We start from the raw sequence: 7,729 nt of genomic DNA on the forward strand, positions 1-7,729 counted from the left end.
TTACGGAGGAATGGACAGCGGCGAATTTCTGTAAACTTCGCATGCGCCTGAAACGTTGCATGGCGCGTTCACGCCGTCGAAACGGCAGGTGCGAATTCTCGACGCGGTTGTTGAGCCACCTGCCCGTCTGTTGTTTTTCGGTAGCGCCAAGCTCTCTGAGCGCGGCACTGTATGAGGCGAAGCGATCCGTGACGACGTTTTCCGCTTTACCGTGCCGCTTCATCAGTTTCTTGAGGAATTTCAGTGCTGCAGCTTTGTTTCGGCGTTTGGTGACAACGGCTTCAAGCACTTCACCTTCGTGATCAACGGCACGCCAGAGGTAGTGGCGTTTGCCATTCACCTTCACAAAGACCTCGTCCACGTGCCACTTCCATTTGGAGAACGCGCGCAGTTGCTGAACACGCTTCCGTCTGATCTCAGCAGCAAACATTGGGCCAAACCTGTTCCACCAATACCGGACAGTTTCATGACTCACGTCGATGCCTCGCTCGTGCAACAGATCTTCGACATTCCGAAGCGAGAGCGGGAAACGGATGTACAGCATCACCGCAAGACGGATGATCTCAGGACTGGTTTTGAAATACTTGAAAGAGGCAGGATTGGTCATGGGCAAAAGCTACGCAACACCCCTGCCCCGCTCAACCCAAGTTCTTCTGACAAGACCCCCGCCAGTTTGGTCGGGTCATTGCCATTGCCGTTCGTGCCAAATGGCCCTTGGCGGTGCCTTTGTAACTTGGGCCAAAGTGGCCGCCGAAGACTTTGAAGTGATCAAAGGCGAAATCCAACACATTGAGAAAACTCTGGGTATTCGCCGAGGGTTTTGTCGTGAATGTGGAACGACGTTGACCTATGCCGCCCTAAATGAAGTTGAGGGCCAAGACTGGAGCGCTGACGCTTGGTTTTCTGCTGTGACGTTGGATGACCCATCGATTGCGCAACCCAAGGCCCGCGTCTTCGTATCACGTCAGCAGCCATGGATAAAACTCGACGACGGGCTCCCGACGTTTCCTGAGTTTTGATCAACTTTCCCGTCCAGAAAGAGGAGAAAATGATGAACACCGCATTTTCATATGCCTGCAAGGATTGCGAGGGCATGGAGACCTGCCCAGGCAAAGTGATCGCAGCGACCAAAGATGAAGTATGGAAACTCATGGAACTCCACGCGGTGGTCGCTCATGGAGAGGACCCCAGCTCGTGGGATGCCGACACTCGGGCATACCTGGGAACATTGATAAAACCAGCATGATCAAATCAGTTAAGCTTCGAACCCAATGATATTTCGGTTTGGATCGCTTGGCGACGAATGGCGGCTTTATTGCGAGGACCGGCTTGGGCTGCCAACCAGCTAATCATGTAAGCTGTAGGGATAGGTAGCTCTGTGCCCTGAGGAGACATGGTTAACCTTCTGGTTGATTGGTGAAAAGCAGCCTTTCTGCTAAAATGCCTCCGTGGAAAATGTGGGATGGGAGGAGAAATCATGTCTTGGAATGTTTCAGGGGAACTCGTCGAAACCTGCAATTGCAACATGCTTTGCCCATGCTGGTTCGGACAAGCTGACCTTATGCTCTTGGACCAAGGGTATTGCGCGACGTCCCTGTTGATACGCATTAGCGAGGGCTCTCATGAAGGCGTGGACCTTTCTGGCCAAAACGCGATCGTCTCATTGCATTTCCCCGGGCCGACACTGTTCGACGCCAACGGCACCGGGCGAGTGTACATTGACGAAAACGCCAGCGATGCGCAGGCGGCGGCATTGGAGACTATCTTGCAGGGTGCGTCCGGCGGCGGCATGGAGGTACCGGCAAGCCTGTTATCGACCTGGCTTCCGACCAAACGCGCCGGGATCAGCGTGACCGAGGCCGAAAGCGAAATAACTGCAAGTGTGGCCGGTGTGGGCGAGATGAAATCCCGTCGCCTGGTCAATGACCTCGGCAACAAGATGAAACTGCAGAACGCCGCGTTCAGCCTCGCCTTCGGGCATGAGGGGCATGAAGGTGATCTGGCCCCCAGTGAAGGAACCACTTGGAACGACGCGGATATGCCCGTGACCTGGACGGGCCGGTCGGGTGTGGTCGGACAAGTCGCTTGGGCCGGCTGAGGCCGGGCCGGATCTTTAGGCCATCATAATGAATGCTGTAGGGGTCGCACGACGAGATCGGGCGCTGGTGCTGGCAGCGCTAGTCGCGCTCACGGCGCTGGCGTGGGCCTATACAATTTACCTCGGGCTTGTTTCGTCCTCGATGACGATGGTTGGCGACATGGCCATGCCGATGATGATGCAGTGGTCAGTCGCGGATTTTGTCTTCATGCTTATCATGTGGGCGGTGATGATGTTCGCGATGATGCTGCCTTCGGTTACACCCGCCGTAATGATCTACGAGCGGGTCCGCGCGAAGCGGGAGGCGGTAGGGCGACCCTTCGTGCCAACGGGCAGCTTCGTGGCGGGGTATCTGTTGGTTTGGCTGGGGTTCTCGCTGGCGGCGACTGTATTGAATTGGTGGCTGCACACCGGTGGCGCGCTTTCCTCAATGATGGGGAGGGTTGCGCCGACTGTGGGCGGCGTGATGTTGATACTTGCCGGGTTGTTCCAATGGACGCCGCTCAAGAACGCTTGCCTAGAGCATTGCCGCTCGCCCATGAGTTTTTTGATGGCTCATTGGCACGAGGGAACCCTGGGTGCCGCGAAGATGGGGCTTCACCATGGGGCCTACTGTCTTGGCTGCTGCTGGATGCTGATGGTGCTGTTGTTTGTGTTGGGCGTCATGAACCTGCCGTGGGTTGCCGTACTTACAATCGTAGTGTTGGCAGAAAAGACGTTGCCATTCGGGCGGTTTCTGAGCCGCGGATTGGGCGTGGTTTTGATTGTCTGGGGCGGGTGGCTGATCATGCTCGCCTGAGGAAACGTTGGTGCATTCACAGGCTGAATAAATGCCACCGCAGAGCAATTTTCAACACGTCACCGGACAAGCAATTTCTGCGGGAGTTTAAGTTCCGCTCCGAACCCTAAGCGGAAATAGGGGAACTGGTGTGCTAAACTGTTGCAAGACCATTCAGATTTTCTGGAGTTGGCAATGGCTCACATCGATCACCTAAAATCGATATGCGAACTTGAAGGGATTCAAGTCGTCGATGTTGGTGCGGGTGACGGCGTCTATTCGCGAGACTTGTACGTTGCAGGGGCCAAAGTCACCGCAATAGAAATAGATCCGGACAAAGTTGCGAAGGCCAAGGAAGATCTTCCAAAAAACATCGACGTTAGGCTTGGGGCTGCCGAAGACCTACCTCTCGACTCCGGCTCGCAGGACCTAGCGTGTTTGTTCTTCTCACTTCATCACGTTCCAGTGGAGGCTCAGAACACTGCGTTCACTGAAATTCGCCGCGTTCTTGGAAGCAGTGGGCGGTTGCACATAGTGGAGCCCTATCCTTATGGGACAATGTTTGACGTTGTACGATTGGTGGAAGACGAAACCCTCGTTCGAACGCATTCTCACGAAACACTTAACCACTTGGACGGAGTAGACGGATTTCGGTTGGAAAACAAAAAAGAGTACGTCCTTACTCGTGAATATCCGACTTTCGAAGCGTTCCTGGAAAAGATTGTTTGGCCGGATCCAGATCGTTCTAGAGCTTATGAAAAGGTTTCTTCCGACGTGGAAGACGCATTCAACCGGTCGGTCGAAACCCTTGATGGGAAGATCGTTTTACACCAGCCCTGCGCCGCATACCACTTTATCGTTTCCTGTTAACGGCTGCCATACCGCGAGATCCAACTCCGTATGGCAATTGTGCCCACATAGCGATCCTTGGAGATTATTCGATGAAATCATGGACGCGGCCTTGGGTTCGGCAAAGCAATTGGCCAGTAACCTCCGGCAAGCGGCTACAACTAGCCCAATGCAGACTAGAACTCGTCCTAATCTTAGTTTTTTAAGAAGTTTCAGTAAGGTTCGCGCGAGTGTCGTTGATATAACGCGACAACAAACTTCCGAATGGCTCACTTGGTCAACCGATCTTCCGAGTATACATTCGGGTCGATGATCGCGACTATGTCGCTGCCGCTATCCTCTAAGCCAAGTCTTTCGCACAACCGTGCTGATGCAACGTTGCCCGGGGCAATGCCTGTCTTGAACCCAGTTGCGCCAAGCTTTTCATGAGAGTGTATCATAGCTTTGGCCCCCAAGACTTTCGCTACACCTTCACCCATGCGTTCAGGCTTGGTCGAAAGTTGCCCCCATTGAGCGCGACGATGCAGCCTACTGCTGGGCGGATGGCACAGAACTGAGCCTGCGGTTGCAACGGGAGCACCTGAGCTGTCAAAGACGACCATCGCAAATCCGGGGCGAGACAATCCTCGCATAACCGGCCCTATTGGCGGCAGAACACCGTGGCTCATCGCGACTTCTGCGAAAGCTTCAAGCCATTCTGGCGGAGAGTCTCGATCAATCACACGTACGGTCAAATCCTCGGGCAACGCCCGTGTGGCAATTATTTTCCGAGCAATGCCAACACAGTTCAGTCCGCCAAGATAACAAGCTATTGTGTCGGTTTTTAATCCCTGACTTTCAATGACTTCTCGCGTCTTTGCCACCTCCTGACGCGGTATGCTTTCTATCGCCGTGATGCCAAGTATTTGGGCCATTGCAACGGCATCATCCAAAGCCCCGTTGTACTCGTTGACAATTTGAATACCGCGCCCATGGCTACAAAATCGAGGGTCATCACCCAATAGCTGGATAAGGTGCTCACCCATGGTCGACATGCGTCGCTGTGCATCACTTCCAAATACTTCCATGGGTTATCCTTTGGGCCGCCGCAAAGTGGTTCGCCGATGATCGTTTGATATGAGTTGCGTCGTCAAGCGTACGTCAGACGCGAGACCGCGACGAAAAGAGAGTTATTGGTCGAGGGTGAACGTCAACCATGTCCGCAGTACGGTTACTCACGACAATTCGACGAATGACCGCACCGAGCCCAAAGTTTCACTAGTCGGTACGCAGTTTTGAGAGCATGGGGCAAGAGACATTCCCGCTGTCGCAGTTGGCTGTGAGTTCGTTCAGCGCTGCTTCCAATCGCTTCAGCTCGTTTATCTTTTCACGCACATTGAAGATATGAAGCTCAGCCAGTTCTTTTACAGATCGGCAATCTTCTCCGTCGCCTTCGGACAGGCTGAGAAGCGTATTTGTATCGGCTAGTGGAAAGCCCAAATCACGGCATTTTTTCAGGAAACGAAGCCTTCCAACATCGTGCGCTGAGTACATCCGCCGGTTATTCGGTGCCCGTTCTGGTTTGGGCACGATCCCTTCGCGTTCATAGTAGCGGATCGTTTCAATGCCGACACCGCTTTGCCGGGATGCTTCCCCAATCGCAAACATGTGAGTTTTCCCGTCTTGATCCTGTAGCGACTACAGAAGTTATACGAGAGGCTGACACTTCGACAACTCCTACTAGTCAAGGGAATGAAATGCAAAAGTATCTTAGCGTTAGTTATCTGGGATCACTGTCAGCACTCGGCGTCGCGACTTGCTGTGTATTACCCATGACTATGATGTTGCTGGGACTAGGAGGCAGTTGGCTGGCCATTTTCGGAAAGATCGCGGCGGCAAGCTACTACGTATTGGCTATTTCGACAGCGCTTGTCGCTATATCGTGGCTAGTATCTTATCAGCGCGGTTCCCTAACAAAGTTGAAATGGTGGCTTTCGGGGACGACCGCAATCACCGCGTTAGCTTGGGTCGTCGCCTTTAACGAGACCCGGATCAACGATTACCTGATAATGCAGATGTGAAACAATGACAGAGCAAACTGCAGTGCTTGAAAGCACCCTGACGTGCCCGAAATGCGGTCACAGCGAAACGGAAATTATGCCGACGGATGCTTGCCAGTGGTTCTATGAATGCAAGTCTTGCGCAGCGGTCTTGAAGCCGTTGGAAGGGGACTGTTGTGTCTACTGCTCCTATGCCACGGTGCCTTGCCCGCCGATCCAGAATGGCGATAGTTGTTGCGGATGACAAAGTCTGCTTTGTCCACGTAGCAGACATTCACTGAATTCTGCCGAACGTCTGCTCCGAGCCCTCTTTGAACAACGCTGCACGTTGCCAAAATGACCGAAATGCACAGAAAGCGGACTTTGCAAAGTTTTGCGTGCAACCCAGACCAACCCTTTGCCTTGTAACGCACCCAGCATATCGACAGCAAAATTTGAACCAGTGCATACAATTGTTTGGATCACGATCAAACTGGTTGGCTCTTGAAGTTTGGAGCTTAGTCATGGCTACCCAATGGCAGTCTGTCGAACGAGTTACCAACAATTACATAACGCGTGTCGTCGCATTGCTTTCAATCATTGGTTATCTCATCCTTTTCAACGACCAAATTGCGGAAAAAGCTTCATTTTGGATGATTTCTGGAGTTGAACCGGGTACAAAAAATCTTTTACTTGAGCGACTTATCCAAGATGAGGCTAGTTTTCTTTGGCAGCCTACTATTGCTGCTTGCAACCGCACTCCAGAAATTTGAACACCGAGGTTTGCAATTAGTTTCTGACCGGCATGCGAACCGCTTGCCCAGGGTAAACCCCTTCGAGAACCTCGCTGTCTTTGACCACGATGGTGCCATTAACCAAGACGTATGGAATACCCGTTGATGGCAAACCAGGTTCGTCCATCGTCGAATTCTCAGTGACTGTTTCCGGATCGAAAATGGTGATGTCGGCGTCGGCACCTACTTGAATTCGGCCCTTATACGCCATGAGAGAGACGCCGCTGTCTTCGAGGAAACGTGCCACGTCGTAGCTCATTTTGCCGAGGGCTGTCATTAACGACATAAGGTCGTCCTCTCGCACCAGTCGCAAAACAAGTGCATAACTTCCCGCCCCGCGCGGGTGGCCGCCAAGACCCTCGTAGGGTGTGTCCCAGTCAAACGCATTTTCGCCGGTCGCCAAGATTGTCAACGGGAACGCATCGCTGCCGACAACCGTTGTGCCCGGACGCGCCAGCGCAGAAAGCATGACTTCGTCGGTTGAACCCAAAAACGTCACAGCTGTTGTCGGGGCCGCCTGCATCAATTCTTCGTAGCGCTCTTTGGTTAGTGGCTTGCCAGTCGCCGACTCGGTTATGTCGGAATAGGTGCGCCCCATTGCCGGTCCATAATTTGATGGCACCAAATAGTCTGCCGCAACAATTGTCGCGCCAAAGTTGTACGGGTAAATCTCGCCCAGAACATTCAGCCCATTTGCTCGTGCATCGTCGATCCGGTTCAGAACCATGTCGGTGGTGCCCAATGCCTGCTGGTGAATGTGGTGGAACAACAGCCCTCCGCCATAGATACCAAGGTTCGAGATGAATTCTGACGTGGCAAGAGCACCGGACAGAGGATCGGCCTGGCTTGAAAACCGAGCATGTACGAAGGTTGCAACACCGTACTTGCCTGCAAGCTTCTGAATCCCAATAATTTCACGTGCCGTGATCCCATCAACGGCGTACCCAACCGGAACCGCGAAACCTAAAGCACCTCTGCGAATGGTGCTGTCAGACGAATTCGAACCAGTCTCAGTTTTCCACAGAAACCGCGAACCTATGCGGAACAAAGTTGACGCCACTCGCTAAGAGCGGTGGTGCGTGTCAGCTTGAAGGTGTCTCGGCTGGTGAGCGATCGCTCCTGGTTGAAATGGTTGTTTACGGAGGAATGGACAGCGGCGAATTTCTGTAAACTTCGCATGCGCCTGAAACGC

At 53.1% G+C, this 7,729-nt stretch carries 12 protein-coding genes and 1 pseudogene; 8 read left to right on the forward strand and 5 right to left on the reverse strand.

The genetic code is table 11. The features are described 5' to 3' along the window. The coding region (locus GOW98_RS24980; RefSeq protein WP_170337309.1) for an IS6 family transposase at positions 1–607 on the reverse strand (607 nt) is incomplete at its 3' end. Here GOW98_RS24980 and GOW98_RS24985 point away from each other — a divergent pair. The 5 genes from GOW98_RS24985 to GOW98_RS25005 all read left to right on the forward strand — a co-directional run bounded on the left by GOW98_RS24985 (position 606) and on the right by GOW98_RS25005 (position 3,746). Then, positions 606–1,019: a GFA family protein gene (locus tag GOW98_RS24985; protein WP_302479331.1), complete on the forward strand. Its 414-nt coding sequence runs from the start codon at positions 606–608 to the stop codon at positions 1,017–1,019. The two genes, GOW98_RS24980 and GOW98_RS24985, sit on opposite strands and share 2 nt — an antisense overlap. A gap of 32 nt (positions 1,020–1,051) precedes the next feature. Beyond that, positions 1,052–1,246 carry a DUF1059 domain-containing protein gene (locus GOW98_RS24990; RefSeq protein ID WP_108861362.1) on the forward strand — a complete coding sequence of 65 codons (195 nt, stop codon included), beginning with the start codon at positions 1,052–1,054 and terminating at the stop codon, positions 1,244–1,246. Between the two features lie 231 nt (positions 1,247–1,477). Beyond that, positions 1,478–2,098, forward strand: a complete 621-nt coding sequence (locus tag GOW98_RS24995) for a DUF1326 domain-containing protein (protein WP_170337311.1) — start codon at positions 1,478–1,480, stop codon at positions 2,096–2,098. Between the two features lie 28 nt (positions 2,099–2,126). After that, positions 2,127–2,897 carry a DUF2182 domain-containing protein gene (locus tag GOW98_RS25000; RefSeq protein ID WP_170337312.1) on the forward strand — a complete coding sequence of 257 codons (771 nt, stop codon included), beginning with the start codon at positions 2,127–2,129 and terminating at the stop codon, positions 2,895–2,897. A gap of 174 nt (positions 2,898–3,071) precedes the next feature. Continuing rightward, entirely contained in the window at positions 3,072–3,746 is a 675-nt protein-coding gene (locus tag GOW98_RS25005) for a class I SAM-dependent methyltransferase (protein WP_170337313.1), read from the forward strand. 248 nt (positions 3,747–3,994) lie between these two features. On the opposite strand, the gene GOW98_RS25010 is transcribed toward GOW98_RS25005, so the two are convergent. Further along, positions 3,995–4,792: a hypothetical protein gene (locus GOW98_RS25010; protein WP_170337314.1), complete on the reverse strand. Its 798-nt coding sequence runs from the start codon at positions 4,790–4,792 to the stop codon at positions 3,995–3,997. A gap of 190 nt (positions 4,793–4,982) precedes the next feature. Then, on the reverse strand, positions 4,983–5,372 hold the full coding sequence (locus tag GOW98_RS25015) for a MerR family transcriptional regulator (protein WP_170337315.1): 390 nt from the start codon (positions 5,370–5,372) through the stop codon (positions 4,983–4,985). A 164-nt stretch (positions 5,373–5,536) separates the two neighbouring features. Here GOW98_RS25015 and GOW98_RS25020 point away from each other — a divergent pair, with 164 nt between their 5' ends. The 3 genes from GOW98_RS25020 (at position 5,537) to GOW98_RS25025 (ending at position 6,516) form a co-directional block, all read left to right on the forward strand. Next, on the forward strand, positions 5,537–5,785 hold the full coding sequence (locus GOW98_RS25020; RefSeq protein WP_254438176.1) for a hypothetical protein: 249 nt from the start codon (positions 5,537–5,539) through the stop codon (positions 5,783–5,785). Between the two features lie 4 nt (positions 5,786–5,789). After that, the gene (locus GOW98_RS25970) at positions 5,790–6,008 is read left to right on the forward strand and encodes a GDCCVxC domain-containing (seleno)protein (RefSeq protein WP_254438177.1); all 219 of its coding nucleotides are present in this window, start codon (positions 5,790–5,792) and stop codon (positions 6,006–6,008) included. Between the two features lie 259 nt (positions 6,009–6,267). Next, complete coding sequence (locus GOW98_RS25025) at positions 6,268–6,516, forward strand: hypothetical protein (RefSeq protein WP_170337317.1); 249 nt, start codon at positions 6,268–6,270, stop codon at positions 6,514–6,516. A gap of 16 nt (positions 6,517–6,532) precedes the next feature. Here the strand turns inward: GOW98_RS25025 and GOW98_RS26435 are convergent, their stop codons facing one another. Then, complete coding sequence (locus GOW98_RS26435) at positions 6,533–7,597, reverse strand: amidohydrolase family protein (RefSeq protein WP_217359740.1); 1,065 nt, start codon at positions 7,595–7,597, stop codon at positions 6,533–6,535. After that, positions 7,573–7,729 (reverse strand): annotated as a pseudogene (locus GOW98_RS25980) (IS6 family transposase); the annotation flags it as partial. The gene GOW98_RS26435 and the pseudogene GOW98_RS25980, both read right to left, overlap by 25 nt.

Origin of the sequence: Ruegeria arenilitoris, assembly GCF_013032445.1 — a bacterium.
Classification (GTDB): domain Bacteria; phylum Pseudomonadota; class Alphaproteobacteria; order Rhodobacterales; family Rhodobacteraceae; genus Ruegeria; species Ruegeria arenilitoris_F.

Bases quoted from the DNA above. Each gene is read 5' to 3' on its own strand.
- GOW98_RS24985 (WP_302479331.1), top strand. From the start codon at position 606: ATGGGCAAAAGCTACGCAACACCCCTGCCCCGCTCAACCCAAGTTCTT.
- GOW98_RS24990 (WP_108861362.1), top strand. From the start codon at position 1,052: ATGAACACCGCATTTTCATATGCCTGCAAGGATTGCGAGGGCATGGAG.
- GOW98_RS24995 (WP_170337311.1), top strand. From the start codon at position 1,478: ATGTCTTGGAATGTTTCAGGGGAACTCGTCGAAACCTGCAATTGCAAC.
- GOW98_RS25000 (WP_170337312.1), top strand. From the start codon at position 2,127: ATGAATGCTGTAGGGGTCGCACGACGAGATCGGGCGCTGGTGCTGGCA.
- GOW98_RS25005 (WP_170337313.1), top strand. From the start codon at position 3,072: ATGGCTCACATCGATCACCTAAAATCGATATGCGAACTTGAAGGGATT.
- GOW98_RS25010 (WP_170337314.1), bottom strand. From the start codon at position 4,792: ATGGAAGTATTTGGAAGTGATGCACAGCGACGCATGTCGACCATGGGT.
- GOW98_RS25015 (WP_170337315.1), bottom strand. From the start codon at position 5,372: ATGTTTGCGATTGGGGAAGCATCCCGGCAAAGCGGTGTCGGCATTGAA.
- GOW98_RS25020 (WP_254438176.1), top strand. From the start codon at position 5,537: ATGACTATGATGTTGCTGGGACTAGGAGGCAGTTGGCTGGCCATTTTC.
- GOW98_RS25970 (WP_254438177.1), top strand. From the start codon at position 5,790: ATGACAGAGCAAACTGCAGTGCTTGAAAGCACCCTGACGTGCCCGAAA.
- GOW98_RS25025 (WP_170337317.1), top strand. From the start codon at position 6,268: ATGGCTACCCAATGGCAGTCTGTCGAACGAGTTACCAACAATTACATA.